This is a genomic window from Novosphingobium sp. TCA1 (genome assembly GCF_009811895.1).
Classification (GTDB): domain Bacteria; phylum Pseudomonadota; class Alphaproteobacteria; order Sphingomonadales; family Sphingomonadaceae; genus Novosphingobium; species Novosphingobium panipatense_A.
In genome coordinates, this window is record NZ_BLJH01000015.1 from 56,638 (window position 1) to 75,359 (window position 18,722).

15 protein-coding genes are annotated in these 18,722 nt (G+C 61.5%); 6 read left to right on the top strand and 9 right to left on the bottom strand.

Going from position 1 to position 18,722, the window contains the following annotated elements:
- Positions 1-163: 163 nt before the first annotated feature.
- The 3 genes from NTCA1_RS16845 to NTCA1_RS16855 all read right to left on the bottom strand — a co-directional run bounded on the left by NTCA1_RS16845 (position 164) and on the right by NTCA1_RS16855 (position 4,963).
- Complete coding sequence (locus NTCA1_RS16845; protein WP_133085056.1) at positions 164-1,270, bottom strand: CaiB/BaiF CoA-transferase family protein; 1,107 nt, start codon at positions 1,268-1,270, stop codon at positions 164-166.
- Positions 1,270-2,199 (bottom strand): 3-keto-5-aminohexanoate cleavage protein, encoded by a 930-nt coding sequence (locus NTCA1_RS16850; protein WP_133085055.1) that lies wholly within the window; start codon positions 2,197-2,199, stop codon positions 1,270-1,272. Before NTCA1_RS16850 ends, NTCA1_RS16845 begins: the two co-directional genes overlap by 1 nt.
- 82 nt (positions 2,200-2,281) lie before the next feature.
- Positions 2,282-4,963, bottom strand: coding sequence for a LuxR C-terminal-related transcriptional regulator (locus NTCA1_RS16855; RefSeq protein ID WP_133085054.1), 2,682 nt, complete (start codon positions 4,961-4,963; stop codon positions 2,282-2,284).
- A 228-nt stretch (positions 4,964-5,191) separates the two neighbouring features.
- On the opposite strand from NTCA1_RS16855, the gene NTCA1_RS16860 reads away from it, so the two are divergent.
- The gene (locus NTCA1_RS16860) at positions 5,192-6,193 is read left to right on the top strand and encodes a zinc-binding dehydrogenase (RefSeq protein WP_133085053.1); all 1,002 of its coding nucleotides are present in this window, start codon (positions 5,192-5,194) and stop codon (positions 6,191-6,193) included.
- On the top strand, positions 6,190-6,966 hold the full coding sequence (locus tag NTCA1_RS16865) for an SDR family oxidoreductase (protein ID WP_133085052.1): 777 nt from the start codon (positions 6,190-6,192) through the stop codon (positions 6,964-6,966). Before NTCA1_RS16860 ends, NTCA1_RS16865 begins: the two co-directional genes overlap by 4 nt.
- 131 nt (positions 6,967-7,097) lie before the next feature.
- Here the strand turns inward: NTCA1_RS16865 and NTCA1_RS16870 are convergent, their stop codons facing one another.
- From NTCA1_RS16870 to NTCA1_RS16890, 5 genes are read right to left on the bottom strand one after another with little or no spacing between them, the layout of a single operon-like run.
- Positions 7,098-7,925, bottom strand: coding sequence for an SDR family NAD(P)-dependent oxidoreductase (locus NTCA1_RS16870; protein WP_159831190.1), 828 nt, complete (start codon positions 7,923-7,925; stop codon positions 7,098-7,100).
- A complete protein-coding gene (locus NTCA1_RS16875) occupies positions 7,922-8,800 on the bottom strand; it encodes a MaoC family dehydratase (protein ID WP_133085050.1) in 879 nt (292 codons plus the stop codon). The genes NTCA1_RS16870 and NTCA1_RS16875 overlap by 4 nt, the downstream gene beginning before the upstream one ends.
- Positions 8,801-8,817: 17 nt before the next feature.
- A complete protein-coding gene (locus tag NTCA1_RS16880) occupies positions 8,818-9,975 on the bottom strand; it encodes an acyl-CoA dehydrogenase family protein (protein WP_133085049.1) in 1,158 nt (385 codons plus the stop codon).
- On the bottom strand, positions 9,972-12,140 hold the full coding sequence (locus tag NTCA1_RS16885) for a 3-hydroxyacyl-CoA dehydrogenase NAD-binding domain-containing protein (RefSeq protein ID WP_201282523.1): 2,169 nt from the start codon (positions 12,138-12,140) through the stop codon (positions 9,972-9,974). The genes NTCA1_RS16880 and NTCA1_RS16885 overlap by 4 nt, the downstream gene beginning before the upstream one ends.
- 38 nt (positions 12,141-12,178) lie before the next feature.
- Complete coding sequence (locus NTCA1_RS16890) at positions 12,179-13,381, bottom strand: acetyl-CoA C-acetyltransferase (protein WP_133085048.1); 1,203 nt, start codon at positions 13,379-13,381, stop codon at positions 12,179-12,181.
- A 157-nt stretch (positions 13,382-13,538) separates the two neighbouring features.
- On the opposite strand from NTCA1_RS16890, the gene NTCA1_RS16895 reads away from it, so the two are divergent.
- Positions 13,539-15,203, top strand: a complete 1,665-nt coding sequence (locus NTCA1_RS16895; protein WP_236549399.1) for a class I adenylate-forming enzyme family protein — start codon at positions 13,539-13,541, stop codon at positions 15,201-15,203.
- Positions 15,204-15,232: 29 nt separating this feature from the next.
- Positions 15,233-16,015 (top strand): SDR family NAD(P)-dependent oxidoreductase, encoded by a 783-nt coding sequence (locus NTCA1_RS16900; protein ID WP_133085046.1) that lies wholly within the window; start codon positions 15,233-15,235, stop codon positions 16,013-16,015.
- A gap of 8 nt (positions 16,016-16,023) precedes the next feature.
- Here NTCA1_RS16900 and NTCA1_RS16905 read toward each other — a convergent pair whose 3' ends face one another.
- Positions 16,024-16,761, bottom strand: coding sequence for a GntR family transcriptional regulator (locus tag NTCA1_RS16905; RefSeq protein ID WP_236549400.1), 738 nt, complete (start codon positions 16,759-16,761; stop codon positions 16,024-16,026).
- A 100-nt stretch (positions 16,762-16,861) separates the two neighbouring features.
- Between NTCA1_RS16905 and NTCA1_RS16910 the strand changes: the two genes are divergently transcribed.
- Together NTCA1_RS16910 and NTCA1_RS16915 are read left to right on the top strand one after the other, a co-directional pair.
- Positions 16,862-17,713, top strand: a complete 852-nt coding sequence (locus NTCA1_RS16910) for a fumarylacetoacetate hydrolase family protein (RefSeq protein ID WP_133085045.1) — start codon at positions 16,862-16,864, stop codon at positions 17,711-17,713.
- Positions 17,714-17,765: 52 nt separating this feature from the next.
- Positions 17,766-18,722, top strand: coding sequence for a VOC family protein (locus tag NTCA1_RS16915; RefSeq protein WP_133085044.1), 957 nt, complete (start codon positions 17,766-17,768; stop codon positions 18,720-18,722).

The following is an 18,722-nucleotide window of genomic DNA, read 5'->3' on the forward strand; positions in this document are numbered from 1 at the left end:
TCAAAGCACTCTGAATGGCCGCTATTCACGGTCTTTCACCACCTATCTTCGGAGAGGAAATGATACAAAAGAGGGCAAAACTGTTCAGTTTTATGGACTGGGCAGCCGGGGCTCCGCCGATACTTACCACCGCCACCTGCGAGGCGTATGGTCACTGCGAGTTTCAATAACGCGGCTGCGCCCAAGCCCGAATGAGGTCCGCGATGGTGGCCTCAGTCCCGGCGGTGATTGCCGGGACAGTCCCCGTGAGACGGGGCGATGGCGCCGGCTGCGTTACGCCGCCCAGGGTGACGAAAGTATCTCGGGCGTTGTTGTGAGGGCTCGCCGGAGCCTCGGCCATGCTTAGGACCGGCGTCACGCAGGCATCGGTCGACGCAAAGGTCTCGCCCCATTCGTCGCGCGTACGCGTCCGGAAGACCGCTTCGAAATCGGCTTCCATCCCAGGCCACCCCGCCCGCTCATGTTGATCGTAACCGCGACCTGCAAGGCCCAGACCCTCGAGCATCTGCGCAAAGAACTTGGGTTCCAGACAGCCCACGGCCACGAATTTGCCGTCGGCACAGGCGTAGCATCGATAGAACGGCGCACCGCCGTCAAGAAGATTGGATGCGGGTGCATCATTCCAAAGGCCCTTCGGCTGCCAAGCGTAGAACAGGCTCATGAGCGACGCGACGCCGTCCGTGATGCAGGCATCAACCACTTGGCCCGCCCCCGTCCGCCGTGCCGAAAGCAAGGCGCTCAACATTCCGAATATGAGGAACATCGCGCCGCCGCCGTAATCACCGACGAGATTGAGAGGGACTGGCGGCGGCTCCCCGGTCTTGCCCATGGCATGCAGCGCCCCTGTGATTGCGAGATAGTTGATGTCATGTCCCGCGCGCATGGCCATCGGCCCGCTCTGTCCCCAGCCGGTCATCCTCCCGAACACAAGGCTGGGATTACGGGCAAGACAGACATCCGGACCGACACCCAGCCGCTCCATCACTCCTGGCCGATAGCCTTCGATCAGACCGTCTGCATGCTCGATCAGGTCGAGCAGACTGCTGCGGTCCCTCTCGTTTTTGAGATCGAGATAAGTGACCATTCGGCTGCGATGAAGGATATCACCGCCCACGTCCTCCCAGTCACCGGGTCCAGCGGAGGGAGGCCGCGCGACCCGAACGATGTCCGCCCCCATGTCGGCCAGCAGCATCGCTGCCAGCGGCACCGGGCCGATCGCATCGATCTCGATGATACGCACGCCGACCAGCGGCCCTGACCGTTCCGGCATCAGATATTTGTCCGGTCCGCGCCCTTCAGGTCGAGAATGGCACGAGCTTCGTCCGGACTTGCCACTTCCAGCCCCATGCCCTCGATGATCTGGCGCGCGTTGCGCACCTGCTCAGCATTGGTCTCGGCCAGACGCCCGGGGCCGCCCCACAAAGAATCTTCCAATCCGACGCGCACGTTTCCTCCCATGGACGCAGCCATCGCGACGACACTCATCTGGCGGGCACCCGCGCCGAGCACCGACCACTGATACTGATCGCCGAACAGCCGATCTGCTGTGCGTTTCATGTGCATGATATCATCGGGATGGCTGCCGATCCCGCCCAGAATGCCAAAGCATGTCTGTATGAAGAGCGGTGCCTTTACCAAGCCCCGGTCCAGGAAGTACTTCAGGTTATAGAGGTGACTGGTGTCGTAGCACTCGAACTCGAAACGCGTGCCGAGAGGCGAAAGCGTGCCGAGCAGATGCTCGATATCCGCGTAGGTATTCTTGAATACCAAGTCCCGCGATGCTTCCAGCGCCGCTGGCTCCCAGGCGTGTTTGAATTCCTTGAAGCGGTCCAGCATCGGGAACAATCCAAAACCCATCGTGCCCATGTTGAGACTGGCGACTTCCGGCGCGAAAGTCTGGGCGGGACGGATGCGTTCCTGGACGGTCATCGAGGGATGTCCCCCGGTCGTCAGGTTCAGCACAGCATCGCTGCGCTGGCGGATGACCTTGAGGAACGGTTCGAAAAGCTTGGGATCCTGGTCGGGCCGGCCGTCAGTGGGGTTGCGGGCGTGAAGGTGGATGATCGCTGCGCCCGCTTCGGCCGCGCCAACCGCAGATTCCGCGATCTCGTCAGCTGTCACCGGAAGATGGGGTGACATCGAGGGTGTATGGATCGCTCCGGTGATTGCGCAACTGATGATGACTTTTCGTTTGGCCATGATGTTTCCTTTCCCGCAGCCGCTCGATGGCAGCCGCCTCGCCGCCCGCAATCTATCCTTCGATAGGCAGTGAGGTGGCTCGTCAGGGAAGGATTCCGAGTTGGCGGGCGCGCAGAACCGCCTGAGGGCGACGGCGAACACCGAGCTTGTCGTATATCTGCTGCATGTACCACTTGACCGTTCCCTCGGTCAGTCCCAGCCGATCGCCGATTTCCCGGTTGCGCAGACCGCCACTCACCATGGTAAGAATGTCCACCTCCCGGTTGGCCAGGCGACCGGTCAGTCCGAAATCGTCGTCCTCGTCCTCGTCTGTCTCGATCTGCGGGCCATTTCGCATCAGGGAGACCAAGTGAACCGCGAACCGGTCGGCAGGTGTTTCGAGTTCAGGACCGTGGGAATAGGCCTCGGTAAGAAGAGCGGAAATGACTTCGCCCTCGTCGATAAACGTGCGCATCCAGCCGGCAGGTTCCGCCATTTCCACCGCCGCACGCACAGCGCGGCGAGCCTCGGAGCGATTGCCCTGGAGCACCGCGATTTCGGCAAGGAGCAATTCGAAGGTTACGGCCGAGCGAATGGCCCCGGCGCGCTTTACGAACTCCAGCCAGCGATGGGCCACCTTGCGCGCCCGGGTCAATCGGTGATGCTGCATTTCGATGCGCAACCAGGCGATCGCATTGCACTCGTTACGACGCGTCGGCCGCAGCGTCGGTATGGGCTCGCCGTCGATCTGCGGATCGCCGGCCAGGAAGTGCCGCTCAGCCTCCTCGATTTGGCCCGCCTTGACGAGCAGACGGACCTCTTCGGCAACAATGAAGGCGCGCATGCGATCAAGACCGCATTCTATCGCAACGAGATGCGCGTCATTGAGAGTGACAAGCGCGCCGGGAAGGTCGCCGCGCGCCGCGCGAAGGCGAGCATCGACGAGATAACCGGATGCCATCTGGTCGGCGAATCCCCACTGTCGCACGACTGGCAAGTGCCGTTCGACCAGGTCAGCCGCGCGATCTAGATCGCCGGCGTCGTAAAGCAGCTCCGCAAGCGGGAGCGCTGGCAAGGCAGCCAGTCCCGAGCCCTCGCCATGTAACCCTTTCGCAAGCGTAAAGGCTTCTTCGAGGAAGCGCTCGGCAAGGGGCGTTTTGCCTTGTGCCATCAATGTCGGGGCAACGGAGGCCTTGAGCGCAATCGAGGCAAAATCCGAACCCGGCCTGGACAGCGCCCGCCGAGTTTCCGCTTCCAGCTTGAGCATGTCCTGAAAGTGGTAGAGTTCGCGCCGTGCCGACATGAGCTGGGCAAGCAACGTACAGCTGAGATAGGCATGGCTTTCGGCCATCTCGACCAAAAGCGGCTCCGCGTCCGCTTCAACCTTGACCATGTCGTCGCGCGCGGCGGCCAGCATGACCAGGCGATGGCGGATCATCAGATCGATCTGATCCGCATCGTGCGCAGCGACCCTTCCTTCGGAGACCTTGGTCTCGAGGATAGCGCGCGCTGCGTCGATAAAGCGCTGGGCGGCGGTGAAAGACAATTGGCGAATGCGCCGCCATGCCAGAGCCAACAACAGATAAGGGTGCTGGGCCAGTTCCGCCCAGGGCAAGGCGGAGCCCAACTCGTCGATGCGATAGAGATAGCCGGTATAGGTCAGCTGTTCCGCCAATTGGTCGAGCTGGCGGGCCAGAAATGCTTGATCGCCGCTCAGTCGGGCATGCTCGATGGCCAGGACTGCCTGATCGTTGGCGGCGAAGTAGTCGCTGGCACGGCAATGCATCAGGCCCGCCCGTGCGGGCGCCCTGTCCATCAGGCGTCCAAGGACCATCTCACGAAACAGGCGGTGATACGCGTATCGACTGTGTTCCTGATCGATCGCGTTCAGGAAGAGCCCCTGGCGGAACACATGGTCAAGCATCGCGCGAGAATCTTCGTCGCCGGTGACCGCCGCGCAGGCAGAAGGGGTCAGTTCATCCAGGATCGACGTATCGACAAGGAAGCGGCGAACGTCCTCTGGCTGACGGCTGAGCACCTCTTCATGGAAGTACTCTGCAAATTCCGGACGCAAGCCCGTCAACCTGGGACTGCCGGCCCCCTGTTTGCCGCGGCGGTACAAGTCGCAGGCGATCACAACGCCGGATACCCAACCTTGCGTGTCCCGCACGATATCCTGAAGATCCTTGGAGTCGATCGGCGTTCCGATGCTCTGGGTTACCAGCTGAGCCGCTTCCGCGATCGTGAGTGAGAGATCGGCATTTCCCACTTCATTGAGGAAACCCAATGCGCGCATACGCGCCAGCGGAAGCCCAATCGCGCCGCGGGCAGAAACGATCATGCACAGGGCATCCCGAGCTGTCGCCGATAGCTGTGCGATAAAATCGAGAGCGGCTTGATCGAGCAGATGGGCATCGTCGATGACAAGGACGGGCCGCGGGTCGATCGTTATCGACAACGCTTCGAGCCAGGGCGCATCGTCGCCATCCAGGGAAAGTTGCTCCCAAGGAAGGCCGGCCGCAACGCCTGCTGCCTTGAGGGCAGAGAGGAAAGATGCCTTGTTGAAGATCCCCGCACGTGTCGCCACCCAGAGGAGCGGGTGGCCTTGCGCGCGTAGCAGGTCCGCCCAGTAGAGCATCGAGGTGGTCTTTCCGCTTCCAGCGGGCGCTGACACCATCGTCAATCGGGAATCGCGGACCTTGGCCGTCAGGTCTCTCATGGCAGCGCGCTCAATCAATGTCGGCGTTATCCGATGCGGCAAAGCGCTCGTCGGAATGACTTTCATGGCTCTCTCCTGGACATGCCTTGTGGCAATTTGTTTTTTGATCCGAAATATATTCTGACGTGTGAAATCCTAAACGCAATCCTTTTTCCTATCCGCAGATAGGTCCTCGCGAGCCGGAGATATTGTCCTGCTCCGGATGGCCGGGAATTTTCGTAAATTGCCGTCTTTACGCCCGAAACAAGCAGGCCGCCCGAAGCTGCCGGGGCCAAAAGCTAGGAAAGGTTGACCATGAAGGCCCTGTATCTCGAAAACGCCGAGGGACCTGAATCCACCCGCGTTGCCGACGTCGAAACGCCGGAACCCGGTCCCGGGGAAGTGCGAGTCGCACTCAAAGCCGCCTCGATCAACCACCGAGAACTGTTCATTTCTCATGGACAATATCCCGGCATGGTGGTGCCGGTAACGCTGGGTTGCGACGGCGCAGGCATTGTCGACAAGGTCGGCGCCGACGTTAGCGGCGTGGACGTGGGCTCAGAAGTCGTTCTCTATCCGGCCCGCAATTGGGGCCCCAATCGCCATGCGCCCGCTGCAGACTTCGGTTTGCTGGGCATGCCATTTGCCGGGACGATCGCCGAATACATCTGTATCCCTGCCGAGAACCTGGCTCCCAAACCTTCCTTCATGAGCTTTGAGGAAGCCGGCGCAATGCCGCTCACAGCGCTGACATCGTGGCGGGCTCTGATGTTCAAGGGCCGGCTTCAGGCCGGAGAAACTGTGCTGATCAGCGGGGTCGGCGGCGGAGTCGCCACGTTCGGCCTCGCATTCGCCGTCGCCAAGGGCGCGAACGTCTATGTGACCGGTGAGAGCCAGGAAGTCCTCGACCGGGCGATCGAGATGGGTGCCAAGGGCGGCCTGCTCTATACCGACCCGGATTGGCGAAAGCAGGTTGGCAAGCTGACCGGCGGGATTGACGTGGTCCTGGATGGTGCACCGTCACCCAGCTTTGCCAACTATGTCCGCGCCATCAACCCGGGTGCGCGCATAGTCATCTACGGGTCGACCGCCGGGAACGAGGTCAAGTTCAATGCGACGGATATTTTCCTCAAGAGCGCCAGCATCGTCGGCAGTCAGGTCGGCGATCCGCAGGACTTCCGGGAAATGCTAGCGTTCGCCGGCGAGCATCGGATCAAGCCGGTCATCGAGGCTACTTACCCTCTGGCGAAGGCAAAGGAAGCTCTTCTTCACCTTCGCGACCAGCACAAGTTCGGCAAAGTCGTGGTGACGATGTGAGCGATCTGTTCAGCCTGCACGGCAAGAAAGCCCTCGTCACCGGCGGCGCGCAGGGGTTGGGGCGGATGATCGCTGAAGGTCTTCTGCGCGCAGGCGCTAGCGTGGCAATCACATCGCGCAAGGCCGATGTGTGTGAGACCGCCGCGGCGGAAATGTCGGGTCTCGGGCCATGCCTGCCGCTTGCCGCAGACCTGTCTACTCCGGAAGCCGCGGTGGAGCTTGCCGCACTGTATCGCAGCGCGCTGGGCCAATGCGACATCCTGATCAACAACGCCGGCAAGACCTGGGGCGGCCCTATCGATACCTTTCCCGACAAGGCCTGGCCAAGCGTGATGGCAGTCAATGTCCAGACGCCTTTCACTCTTGTGCGCGAACTCCTTCCCGAACTGGTCGCGGCGGGCACGGCCGATGATCCATCGCGGGTCATCAACATCGGTTCGGTGGCGGGCATGAAGGCCGAACGGCTCAATGCCTACAGTTACGCTGCCAGCAAGGCGGCGGTCCACATGATGACGCGGGATCTCGCCGGCGACCTTGCCGACCGGAACATCACGGTCAATGCCGTGATACCGGGCTTCTTCCCTACCAAAATGACCGCTCACATGCGTGACGAGGATGCAGTCGACCCGAAATTGCTCAGCCATATTCCGCTGCGCAGGCTGGGCCGCGCCGACGACATCGCCGGAATTGTCGTCTTCCTTTGCTCGCGAGCAGGAGCCTATGTCACCGGCGCGCAAATTCCGGTCGATGGCGGCGTAGTCGGCTGCGGGTGATCTTGATGCCGGCAGAGGGACGAGCGTCCAGCCAGGCTCATCCCTGATGCCGTATCCTCCGAGGACCGCATTCCTCCGGCAGCGAAAAGACTTGAGCGAGGGAGGACATAGTTCCTCCCTCGCTCCACAGGTCAGAGCTGCCAGCCGCCCCCCGCGACTATGACCTGACCTGTGATGTAATCGGCCTCCGGCATGCAAAGGAGATAGACGGGTCCTGCTGCTTCTTCCGGAGTGCCTGCGCGCCCGAGGGGAATTCCTTTCTCCATGGCCTCAAGGATCTCGTCGCTGACCCCGGCCTTGATCTTCTTGCCCTTGATATCGATGGTTGAACTGCCAGCCTCGCCAGCCGTCATACGCGTCATGATCGCGCCGAAGGCGACGGCATTGACCGTGGTGTTGTATCTCCCCCACTCTTTCATCACAGTCTTGGTGAGGCCGACAATCCCTGCCTTGCCGGCAGCATAACCGGCCTGCCCCGGGTTTCCGCCAAGACCCGAAACTGACGAAATGTTTACGACTGTCCGTCGCTTGGCACGCCCGTACTGTTCGATCTCGGCCTTGGCTGCGGACGAAATGATCGGCTGCGCGGCGCGAAGAATCCGGAAAGGCGCGCTCAGGTGTACATCGAGCATCGCGATCCACTGTTCGTCGCTGGTCTTTTGAAGCACCGAATCCCAGGCATAGCCGGCATTATTGATGATGATATCGATCGTGCCGAAAGCCGCGACTGCTGCGGACACGAAGGTATCGCCAAAAGTCGGATCAGTAACGTCGCCGACGCAAACGACGGCGCGAACGCCAAGTCCTTCGATCTCGGCCGCGGTGGCGCGGGCCACGTCTTCGTCAAGGTCATTGACCACGACATTTGCGCCCGCGCTAGCCAATTTGAGCGCGATCGCCTTGCCGATGCCCCGCCCCGATCCCGAAACGAGCGCGACCTTTCCATCCAGTATTTTCACGTGACCTCTTCCTGTTCTTTCACAAATCCTTGAACGCAGGCACTGCCCCCGTCGATCACCACCACGCCGCGTTCTCTCGCAGACGCGCGAAAGCGAATGTCATCTCCATCGCGCCAGATCTCGGTCCGAATGGTTTCGCCTGGGAACACAGGCGCGGTGAAACGGACATGCATGCGCGTCAGCAACGACGCGTCTCCGCCGCAGCACAAATGGATCAATGCGCGGCTAACGAGGCCCATCGTCGCCAGTCCGTGGAGGATCGGGCGCTCGAACCCCGCCGCCGCCGCCGTTCCGGCATCGATGTGCAACGGATTGCGGTCGCCGGTCAGCCGGTATAGCATCGCCTGGTTAGCCGCCGTAGGCAGGTCAAGCACTGCATCCGGCGGAAAATCGGGACATTGTCCATCCGCAAGCGGAACGAGAGATCGGTCTCCCCCGAAACCACCTTCGCCCCGTAGGACCCAGATTTCCTCTGCCTCCGCAATCAGCTGGTCTGTCGGCGTCGTCAGTATCCGCTTCGCCCGAACGAGAGCGGGCTTGCCCGGTCCCTTGTCGGCGACCTCTCCGATCTCGATCCGGCCATGAATGACCTGGCCCAGTTGCAGCGGTCGATGAAGACGCAAGCTCTGCTCGCCATGCAGAATTCGCGGCCAGTCCCACCCGAGTTCCGCAGCCATCGGCCAGAACCCCGGCGTGCCAAGCACAAGCGCCATGGTTGGCAAAACGGTGAGGTCACGCTCAAAGAGGAAGCGGCTCTCATCGATGGCGGCGAGCCCCGCTCCCACGCCCAGGGCGTAGAGGATGGCGGAACGCGGATCGCAAACGTCCTGCGCGATCGGGACCCGGTAACCGCGCATGCGCTCAAGGTTCAGCATAGCGAGTTTCCCTTCGGTCAGGTCAGCTTGCGCTCGTCGAGCCCGAGCCCGCGCCCGATTATCTCGCGCATGATCTCGCTCGTGCCGGCGAATATGCGGCTGACGCGGGCATCGGTGTACATCCGGCTGATCCGGTACTCGTCCATGTACCCGGCCCCGCCGTGGAGCTGGACGCATTCGTCCATCACCCGGCCCTCCAGTTCGCTCGTGAGCAACTTGGCAGCGGAGGCATCTTCGGCAGTGAGTTCGCCTGCGTTGAGCAGGATCACGCATTGATCCACGTACGTCTGGATCGCATCGAGCTCCGCGCGCATGGAAGCCATCTTGAAGCGCGTATTCTGAAACGCGCCGATCGGCTTTCCGAAGGCCTTGCGCTCTTTCACGTAGTCCAGCGTAAGGTCGAAGGCAGTCTGGGCAGTGGCCATGAAACCGATCGCTGCCACAAGGCGCTCCTGTGCCAGGAAGCGCGCAAGATACTTGAAGCCCTGCGTCGGATCGCCCAGCACGTTTTGCTTGGGCACTTTGACATCGCTGAAGAACAGCTCGGCGGTATCCTGCGCCTTCATACCCATCTTGGCGAGCTTGCGCCCGCGCTCGAAGCCTTCGAAGCCGCGCTCCACCACAAACAGGCCAAGCCCATGGCGGCTGGCCGGATCGGTCCGTGCCGCGACAACAACCAGATCGCCCAAAATGCCGTTGGAAATGTATGTCTTGGCGCCGTTGAGCACCCAGTGATCGTCATGCTCGACCGCGCTCGTGCGCATTCCTGCAAGGTCGCTGCCCGTAGATGGCTCGGTCATCGCCACGGCAAGAATAGTCTCGCCGCTGACGATGCCGGGCATCCAGCGCTCCTTTTGCTCCTGTGTGCCGAGCTTGGCGATGTAGGGCGCGACCAAATCGTTATGGAGATTGATGTAGAAGCCTATGTCGCCGTGGCGCATATTCTCCTCGATGATAATCTGCTCGAAACGAAAATCGTCGATTCCCGCACCCCCGTACCGTTCCTCGGCCCAGGTGCAGAGCAATCCCTGCTCGCCTGCCTTGAGGTAAAGATCGCGATCGACCATGCCCTGTTCGCGAAAGCGTTCGGCATGGGCGCCGACATTGGCGCTCATGAACTTGACGACGCTGTCGCGAAACTGCTCGTGCTCCGGCTCGAAGATCAGGCGCTTCATGCTGGCATGGGCTCCTTGGCCTCGTCGGCGCTTTCGGCAGTGTAGAAGGTCTCGCCGCGCGATGCCTTCTCACGCAGCCACGCGGAAGGCAGGAAACGGGGCCCATATCGCTGGGCAAGGATATCCGCTTCCCCGACGAACGAGCCGATGCCGATCGTATCGATGTAGCTGATCGTTCCGCCGGTCCACGTCGGGAAACCCCACCCATAGATCGCGCCGAGATCGGCGTCCTGCGGTGTTTCCAACACGCCCTCTTCCAGGCAGCGCGCCGTCTCCATCGCCTGGGCAAATAGAAAGCGCTTCTTGAGTTCCTCGATGTCCCAACTGTCATTGACAGGGAAGTGCTCGACGAGCCCCTTCCACAAGTGCTTCTTGCCGCCTTCAGGGTAGTCGTAGAAGGCTCCTCCGGTCTTGCGGCTGGAGCGTCCGATCTCGTCCTTCATCTTGCGCATGACGGCAACGCCGGCCGGCGGAGTATAGGCCTCGCCCTCTTCCGCGATCGCCTGGTCGACGATCTTGAGCGGCAGATCCAGCGTGAGTTCGTCCAGCAGCGCGAGCGGACCGACCGGCATGCCAACTGCCTTGGCGGCATTCTCGATCACTGCCGGTGGCACGCCTTCCGCCAGCATGGCCGCTCCTTCGTGGATCAGCATCTGGAACACGCGGCTGGTATAAAAGCCGCGGCTGTCATTGACGACAATCGGCGTCTTGCGGAGCTGCGCGATGAAATCGAGACCCTTGGCCAGCGTTTCCTTGCTGGTCTGCTTGCCCATGATGACCTCGACCAGACCCATGCGATCGACCGGCGAGAAGAAATGCAGACCGATGAACTGATCCGGGCTTCTCGAAGCCAGCGCCAACTGCGAAATCGGAAGAGTCGAGGTGTTAGAAGCAAAAATGGCTTCGGGCGGCAGCACTGCCTCTGCCTTCTTCGTGGTCTCCGCCTTGATCGCGGTATCCTCGAACACGGCTTCGACGACCAGATCGCAGCCCTGGAGCATGCCGAAATCGTCGGTCGGGACAATGCGGGCAAGAACCGCATCGGCCTTGTCCCGCGTCACCTTGCCTTTTTCGACCAGCTTGTCGAGTACCTTGGCTGAATAGTCCTTGCCCCTTTGCGCCGTCGGCACATCGCGGTCGATCAAGACGACGTCGATGCCGGCATTGGCCGCAACGTAGGCAATTCCCGCACCCATCATCCCCGCGCCCAGCACGCCGACCTTTCGCGCTTCGAACCTGGGATAGCCTGCGGGGCGGCGAGCGCCCTTTTCTGCTGCCAGCTTCGAGATGAAGGTCGTGCGAATGATGTTGCGGGCGACCGGATCGGTTAGCAGCTTAGCAAAGTATTTGCCCTCTACTGCGAGCGCCTTGTCGAACGGCAACTGCAATGCCTGAAACAGCGAATTGAGAATTGCGAGCGGAGCCGGCTGATTATAGCCGCTCTTCGCAAGGCCTCCCGTCGCCATCATGTACGCGGCGGAATCTTCCGGTACCGTGAGCCCTTTCTTCTGAGGCGGAACCCAGCCCTTGACGTCCCACGGCTTGACAGGGTCGGGCCCGCTCGCCAGCCACGTCCGGGCGGTATCGAGAAGTTCCGCTTCGGGAACCACCTGATCCACGATGCCCAGTTTGAGCGCTTCGGCAGGCGCGACGGCGCGGCCGGTCAGAAGCAGGTCGAGCGCCGTTTTCATGCCGGCGATGATACCGAGCCGAACCGTGCCTCCAGATCCGGGAAGGAGACCGACAGTAACTTCGGGCAGGCCGACAGTGGCCTTTGCATCATCGACGAGGATGCGATGATGGCAGGCCAGCGCGAGTTCGAAACCTCCGCCCAGCGCCAAACCATTGATCGCTGCAACCCACGGCTTACCCGACTGCTCGATCGCGCGGTGCATGTCGGTCGCCCGCTTCGAGAACGCATAGGCCTCGAGCGGTGTGAGCGTATCGAAGCCATTGACCAGCTGCTTGAGATCCGCGCCGGCCATGAACGACTTCTTGCCCGAGGTCAGGATAACGCCCTTGATGGCGTCGTCCTGTGCGATCTGCCTGGTGGCCTGCGTCATGTCCGCAATGAAGCCGTCGTTGACGACGTTCATCGAACCTTCGGCATCGAGAGTCAGGATCGCGAAGCCGTCTTCGGCCTTCTCCAGTCGCATTGTCTTCATGGGTGTGTCCCGATCTTTTTCTAGGAATGGAGCAGCGTTCAGACGCGCTCGATGATAGCGGCGGTCCCAAGACCATTGGCCGCGCACAGCGTGATGAGGCCGGTTTCGGCGTCGCGGCGTTCCAATTCGTCGAGCACGGTGCCGAGGATCATCGCGCCGGTGGCGCCGAGCGGATGTCCCATGGCGATCGCGCCGCCGTTCACGTTGATCCGGTCGTCGGGAATGTCCATGTCGCGCTGGAAGCGCATAACTACGCTGGCGAAGGCCTCGTTGAGCTCCCAGAGGTCGATGTCCTTGGGCATCATTCCTCCGGCCCGCAAAGCCTTGCGCGAGACCTCCGCAGGGGCCGTCAGCATGATCGTCGGTTCAGAACCGATATTGGCATAGGAACGGACGCGCCCGCGGGGCTTGAGCCCCGCTTTCTCGCCGAACGCCCGTGAGCCGACCAGGACGAGCCCGGAACCGTCGACAATACCGGAGCTGTTGCCGCCGTGATGGACGTAGTCGAGGTCCTCGATCTCGGGGTACCGCGCTTTTGCGACAGCTTCGAAACCGGCTTTCCCGAAGCCTTCGAATGCGGGCTTGAGCTTTGCCAGGCTCTCCAGCGTGGTGCCCGGACGCATGTGCTCATCATGATCGAGCACGACCTCGCCCAGCACGTCCTTCACTGGCACGATGGAATTTCGAAAATAGCCGTTTTCCCAGGCACGGGCCGCCTTGCGCTGGCTCTCGACCGCGAAACGGTCGACATCCTCGCGGGTGTAGCCGTCGAGCGTCGCGATGATGTCCGCGCCGATGCCCTGCGGCGCATAATAGTTGCCGAATGCAACAGCCGGGTCCGACGTCCAGGCACCGGAATCATAGCCCATGACCGTCCGGCTCATGGATTCAACGCCGCCCCCGATGCCGGCCTGGATCATGCCGGAATGGACCTGGGCCGCGATGAGACTGACAGCATCGAGGCCAGTCGCGCAAAATCGGTGAATCTGCTGGCCAGCCACCGATTGCGCATAGCCGGCTTGAAGAACTGCCGCGCGCGCCAGGACACCGCCCTGTTCGCCGACCGGCTGCGCCATGCCAATGATAACGTCATCGAGCAAGGCGGTGTCGAGTGCGTTGCGCTCCTGCAAGGCCTTGAGCAGCTGTGTCGCCATTTCGACCGAAGTGATCTCATGCAGCGCGCCATCGGGCCGGCCCTTGCCGCGCGGCGTGCGAACATGATCGTAGATATAGGCTTCCATCGTCATTTCCCGGCCAGTGATCGGTGTTTTCGTGATCCTGCTCTTGGGTCTGGCCAGCCTGTCCGCACCTATCCAACGAAAGGCGCAGGATCGCGGGTTCGCTGCAATCTCGCACTCATCGCGCAGGGACGAACTTTGAGGACGAGCTTTTGTGAGCATGACGGGTGAAGACGACGCCGCAATTCGCATCACCGCGACGACGTTGGGTGATCACCTCTTGGCGGGGTGGGACAAGGGCAAGGACAGGGAGGCCCTGGTTTTTCCGGGCGAACGCAAGACTTATGACGAAGTCGTGGCCAGTGTTCTGCGCCGCGCGAGGGGGCTAAGGGCGCTCGGGATTCGGCGGGGCGACCATGTCGGCATCTTGCTGCCGTCCAGCATCGAATTCGTCGAAACGCTTTTCGCAAATGCGATGTGCGGTGCCGTCTCGGTTCTCATGAATGCCCGCTACAAGGCACCAGAGATGGCGTACGTGTCGGAGAACGCCGACCTTGCAGCCATCGTCACAAACGATCTTGTCTCTGAACACGTCGACTTCGGTGCCCGGCTTTACGAGGCGTTTGCAGACCTGGCGAGTGCCGACAATCCTGCTCGCCTGTCACTTGCCGCGGCACCGAAGCTTTCCCGCATCATCATGCTTGGCGGTCGTTCGGTTCCCGGCTTCATCGACCAGGCGATGTTCGATGAAGCCGCCGAACAGGTCAGCGAAGACGAAATCCATGCGGCGCGCCTCACTGTTCGCGTACGTGATACCGCGATGATTCTGTACACCTCCGGCACTTCGGCCAATCCCAAGGGCTGTCTACTAAGCCATGAAGCCGTGACGCGCGAGGCGAACAACCTGGCGCACTATCGCTGGGCCTTCCAGCCCGGCGAGCGAGCATGGTCGCCGCTGCCGCTTTTCCATATCGCCGCAATGCTCTGCATGCTCGGCGCGATGGAGGTAGGTGGTACCTTCATCGGACAGCCGCATTTCGACGCCGGAGAAAGCCTGCGCCAGATCGAGCAGGAGCGCGTGACGATGATGTTCCTCCCCTTCGTCACATTTCATCAGGCAATGATCGCGCATCCCGATTGGGAAACGTCAGATCTTTCCTCGGTCAGGCTCCAGAACAGCTGCTTTGCCTTCATGCCCGACCGGGTCGGTCAGGCATACCGGGAGAAGGCTCCCGGTATGTTGCAGGTGGGGACCATGGGCATGACGGAGGCTACAGGAATCGTGACCACCGGCGGCTACGGGATGGAGCCGGAAATGGGCTTCAGAAAGCTCGGTTATCCTCTTGCCGGCATCGAAATGAAAATCATCGACCCTGAAACAGGCTTGGAGAAAGCCGTCGACGAACGGGGCGAGATATTGATCCGCGGTTACAATCTGTTCGACGGATACTACAAAGATCCTGAGAAGACGGCCCAGGCGCTCGACAGCGAGGGCTGGTATCACAGCGCCGACATCGGCTCGATCGATGCGCACGGGCATGTGATGTTTCACGGCAGGTTCAAGGACATGCTCAAGGTGGGCGGCGAGAACGTCGCGGCGGCAGAAGTCGAAGCGGTCCTGGCCGCGCATCCGGCTGTTCGTCTTGCCCAGGTCGTTGGCCTGCCGGACGAGCGGCTGGCCGAAATCCCTGCAGCCTACATCGAGCGAGACGGCGACGTGATTGTCGAGCCGGAGGAATTGATCGCCTTTACCAAGGCGCGCCTTGCCTCGTTCAAGGTGCCCCGGCACATCCGGTTCATCGACGAATGGCCGATGTCGGCATCGAAGATACAGAAGTTCAAGCTGCGCAGCGCGTTGATGGACGAGCTTGGTCTCAAGGACTGATCAGGCGCTGCGCGCAAAGGGAGAATGGAATGCGTGTGGTCATTACTGGTGCAGCCAGCGGCATCGGCCGCGCCTGCGCTGAACTGCTGGCGGCGGGACAAGTGTTGCCCGGCCTGCACTCAATGCTCCTCGCCGACAGGGACGAGGCCAATCTTGGAGCAGTGACGGGCAAAATTGGGCCGGCGGCAGGGGGCTGCGTCGTCGATCTTGCCGAGCCCGACTGCGGCGATCGCATCGTCGAGGCTGCACTCGCCCACATGGGCGGTATCGATGCAGTCATCAGCAATGCGGGCATCATCATGGGTGGCGCTCTTGTCGACCAGCCACTTGCCGACTTCGACCGGATCTTCGCGGTAAACACTCGCTCCACCTGGCTGCTAGCAAAGGCCGCGCATCCGCACCTGCGAGCCAGCAAGGGTGCCTTCATTGCTACAGGTTCGATGTCGGGCACCCAGCCCACGCCGGGGCTCGGATTTTATTCGTGCAGCAAGGCGGCGCTTCTGATGCTGATCCGGCAACTCTGCATTGAGTGGGGTCCCGATGGCATCCGCTGCAATACCGTCTCTCCCGGTCCTACCTACACGCCGATGACGGCCGCCGGCTACGGTGACAAGACGCGCCGGGAAGAGCGGGAAGCCAGTATACCTTTGCGTAAACTCGGCCTGGCCGAGGATGTCGCCAACGCCATCCTGTTCCTCGCCAGTTCGCAGGCCAGCCACATCAGCGGTATCGATGTGCTTGTCGACGGCGGCATGAGCAACATGCTGATGCCGGCCAGCGGGGGCGGCACGGGCCAGCAAAGGCAACGCTGAAAATGGTGTCAGGCGGCCTTGTCATCCAGGAAACGCAGGTTCGCCTCACCCGCCGGGTCGGTCTGTCCATCGATCAGAAGCCTGGCTGTTGCCTCGAGATGGCTTCTGAGGAGAGCGACGGCCCGATCCGCATCCCTGGCAAGCGTGGCTTCGACGATTTCGGCATGCTCATGCACCAGATCCCGCTCGCCGGTTGCGAGCGGAACCGTGAGGTAGCGATATCGTTCGGATTGAGCGTAGAGCCATTCGCGCATGCGCAGCAACCATGGGCTGTCGCAAGCATCGACGAGGGCATGATGGAAGTCACCATGGGCCTCGGCGTAGTCCTCATTGAGCCGCTCCGGCATGTCGGGATCGCGTGTCGGCGTCTTGCTGAGACGGTGGGCAGCACTCACGATCGTCGATTCCCAATCGAGGCCGCCGCGTTCGATGGCGCGGCGAAGACACTGTCCCTCGATGTCACTCCTCACCATGACGAGGTCAGTCAGATCGGCGATGGAAATCGGCGCTGCCCGAAAGCCTCGCGCATCGTCAAGGACGACGAACCCTTCAGACGTCAGGCGCGACAAGGCCTCTCGGACTGCACCGAGACTGAACCCCAGGTTGTCCGACACGTCTTTGATGTTGATCCGCTCCCCCGGCACAAGGCGGCAGGTCAGGAGATTGTCCCGCAGCCGGCGATAGGCCTGCTCGGTGAGGCTGAGCTTTTTTGTCATCCCAGTCTCCATAGCAGCAACGAAATGCAAGGTAAACGCTAGAGGTATATTTGAGTACTTAGAATATATTTCAGATTGACGAGCCGACCGAGCCACCCCACGGTGCCCGAGTTTGGAAAAGGATCGAATCATGCGCTTGGCAAAAGTTTCGAAGGACGGTCGCATCGGCGTTGCGGTGGACACTGGCTCCGGCATCAAGGCGATTTTCGGCGACGCGGCACTCTACGATCTGGACGACCTTGTCGCTCAGGGCGGCGAAGCGCTCGCAAAGGCGGGCGGCAAAGTCCTGGCCCAGGGAGAGAGCGTCGCGCAAGACGACCTTGAATTTCTGCCTCCGCTCATCAAGGCGCCGAAAATCCTGTGCCTTGGTCTCAACTACAAGGATCACGCTGCCGAAGGCGGCTTTCAGGTTCCCGAATTCCCGACAGTTTTCGGACGGTTCAATTCGAGCCTGATCGGCCACGGCGCACCGATCATCAAGCCGGCCACATCGGACCAGCTCGATTACGAGGCTGAAATGGTCGCAATCGTCGGCAAGGGCGGAAAGAACATCGGAAAGGAAGACGCGCTGTCCCACATCGTCGCTTACTCGGTGTTCAATGACGGCTCCGTGCGCGACTATCAGCTCAAGACGCCGCAATGGACCGTGGGCAAGAATTTCGACGATACCGGTGCCTTCGGTCCATGGCTGGTCACGGCCGATGAACTGCCCGCGGGCGGCGCTGGGCTCAAGATCGAGACCAGGCTGAACGGGCAGGTGGTTCAGAGCGCCAATACCTCTGACATGGTCTTCGATGTTGTCGATACGGTGTCCTTGCTTTCCACATGCTTCACGCTGGAAGCAGGCGACGTGCTGGTCATGGGCACGCCGTCGGGCATCGGACTTGCCCGCAATCCTCCGCTCTTCATGAAGGACGGGGATGTGTGCGAAGTGGAGATCGAAAAAATCGGCTTGCTGGTCAATCCCATCAAGGCAGCGTGATTTCGGGCCGAGCGATGCGCCAGAACATCGCTCGGCCGCCATGGAGGACAGGATGAACGAGAAAAGCATCGCCAGTCGCCGCGCCAATGTACTTGGTGTCCATTCCATCGATCACTTTGCGGTGGAAGTGCCCGACCTCGACGAGGCACGACGCTTCTACACGCTCTTCGGTCTGGACGTGCGCGAGGCGGATGGCCGGCTCGAACTCTATGCGCAGGGTCATCCGCACAGGTGGGCAGTCCTCAGCCAGGCAGGCGATGCCAAGCGGCTGCGTTATCTCAGCTTCGGGATATTCGCGGATGAGGAGGAGACGTTTCGCGGCCACCTCAAGCGCGCCGGTGTGGAATTCATCCCGGCACCTGACAACGCAGAAGCCAAGGGTATCTGGTTCAGAGGGTTCGACGGCCTTCCCATCAACGTCCGCGTTGCGGAAAAGGCGACGCCCGCCGAAAAGAGCCGCTTCAGCTTCACGAGTTCAGAACCCGGCAAGTCCGGCGCGATTCCCAACAGCAAGGCACCCAAGGTCCACCCCCGGCGTCTTTCGCACTTTGCGATTTTCACCACCGACGTGAACGCCGCGATCGACTTTTATGAGCGGACGCTTGGCCTGCGGCTCTCCGACAAGAGCGAGCCCGCTGTTGCCTTTCTCCATGGTGTCCATGGGAGCGATCACCACTTGCTCGCACTCGTGCTCTCCGACCGCCGCGGTATGCATCACAACAGCTGGGACGTGGGTTCCGTCATGGAAGTGGGTCTCGGCGGCGCAAGCATGGCGCGCGCCGGCTACGGACCCAACTGGGGCCTCGGCCAGCACGTGCTGGGTGCGAACTACTTCTACTACGTACGCGATCCTTGGGGCAGCTTCAGCGAGTATTCCGCCGACATCGATTTCATTCCTGCGGATGTGGACTGGCCCTCGGCCAACCACGCCCCTGACGACAGCATGTTCCTTTGGGGGCCGGACCCATTCCCCGAATTTATCCAGAACACCGAACCAGCGGAGGCCTGA

Bases quoted from the DNA above. Each gene is read 5' to 3' on its own strand.
- NTCA1_RS16880 (WP_133085049.1), bottom strand. From the start codon at position 9,975: ATGAAGCGCCTGATCTTCGAGCCGGAGCACGAGCAGTTTCGCGACAGC.
- NTCA1_RS16900 (WP_133085046.1), top strand. From the start codon at position 15,233: ATGCGTGTGGTCATTACTGGTGCAGCCAGCGGCATCGGCCGCGCCTGC.
- NTCA1_RS16845 (WP_133085056.1), bottom strand. From the start codon at position 1,270: ATGCCGGAACGGTCAGGGCCGCTGGTCGGCGTGCGTATCATCGAGATC.
- NTCA1_RS16895 (WP_236549399.1), top strand. From the start codon at position 13,539: ATGACGGGTGAAGACGACGCCGCAATTCGCATCACCGCGACGACGTTG.
- NTCA1_RS16860 (WP_133085053.1), top strand. From the start codon at position 5,192: ATGAAGGCCCTGTATCTCGAAAACGCCGAGGGACCTGAATCCACCCGC.
- NTCA1_RS16885 (WP_201282523.1), bottom strand. From the start codon at position 12,140: ATGAAGACAATGCGACTGGAGAAGGCCGAAGACGGCTTCGCGATCCTG.
- NTCA1_RS16890 (WP_133085048.1), bottom strand. From the start codon at position 13,381: ATGGAAGCCTATATCTACGATCATGTTCGCACGCCGCGCGGCAAGGGC.
- NTCA1_RS16875 (WP_133085050.1), bottom strand. From the start codon at position 8,800: ATGCTGAACCTTGAGCGCATGCGCGGTTACCGGGTCCCGATCGCGCAG.
- NTCA1_RS16915 (WP_133085044.1), top strand. From the start codon at position 17,766: ATGAACGAGAAAAGCATCGCCAGTCGCCGCGCCAATGTACTTGGTGTC.
- NTCA1_RS16910 (WP_133085045.1), top strand. From the start codon at position 16,862: ATGCGCTTGGCAAAAGTTTCGAAGGACGGTCGCATCGGCGTTGCGGTG.
- NTCA1_RS16855 (WP_133085054.1), bottom strand. From the start codon at position 4,963: ATGAAAGTCATTCCGACGAGCGCTTTGCCGCATCGGATAACGCCGACA.
- NTCA1_RS16850 (WP_133085055.1), bottom strand. From the start codon at position 2,199: ATGGCCAAACGAAAAGTCATCATCAGTTGCGCAATCACCGGAGCGATC.